A 710-nucleotide genomic window follows, 5' to 3' on the forward strand; every position below is an offset into this window, starting at 1 on the left:
AGGGATATTAACCATAAATATATTGTAGTAGATGAAAGCGTAAACTGTGCATATCTGCACTCATAATAAATAAAAATAACAAAACGGTTTTCATTCAATTTCTCCCTATAAAAAGCTGTATCCAGCATTATAAAAAGAAAATATGTTCGATGTTTTATTGCGAAATTTTTGATATCATGATATACTATATGCATGAAAGAAAATCTTATACATTACCGCACTTGTGTGTGTAATATTAATTACCATATGGTATGGTCAGTGAAATACCGGCGGAAGATATTAAATGCGGAGGTCGAGGCATATCTGCAGGAACTGGTGCAGGAGATCGCGGAAGATAAGGGCTTTATGGTCCATCTGTTTGAATGTGGGGAAGGAGACCATGTACACTGTTTTGTGTCAGCCCCTCCGAAATTATCCATAACTGCGATCGTAAAATACCTGAAGGGGATCTCCGGCAGGAAACTTTTCGAACGTTTTCCGGAAATAAGAAACCAGCTTTGGAAAGGGGAGCTGTGGAACCATTCCTATTATGTGGAAACGGTCGGATTTGTATCGGAAGAAAATATCCGCAGGTATATCGAACATCAGAGCAAAGCGTACTGATACGATGGAGGAGAGGAAATGCTGCTGTCAAAGAAAACATCCATAAAGGTCAGCCGGGAATATGCGAACCTCATCGGGCATATGTGCTATGCAGCATCCAAGCTCTG

The 710-nt window shown here is 40.0% G+C and carries 1 protein-coding gene; it reads left to right on the forward strand.

Annotation, left to right across the window (positions count from 1 at the left end; translation table 11 throughout):
* The first annotated feature begins 192 nt into the window (after nucleotides 1-192).
* Entirely contained in the window at nucleotides 193-603 is a 411-nt protein-coding gene (gene tnpA, locus G4417_RS16515) for an IS200/IS605 family transposase (RefSeq protein WP_173717705.1), read from the forward strand.
* Nucleotides 604-710: the final 107 nt, after the last annotated feature.

This window comes from Blautia wexlerae, assembly GCF_013300825.1.
GTDB lineage: Bacteria > Bacillota > Clostridia > Lachnospirales > Lachnospiraceae > Blautia_A > Blautia_A wexlerae_B.

Coding starts and splice junctions, on each gene's coding strand:
- tnpA (WP_173717705.1), top strand. CDS start 193: ATGAAAGAAAATCTTATACATTACCGCACTTGTGTGTGTAATATTAAT.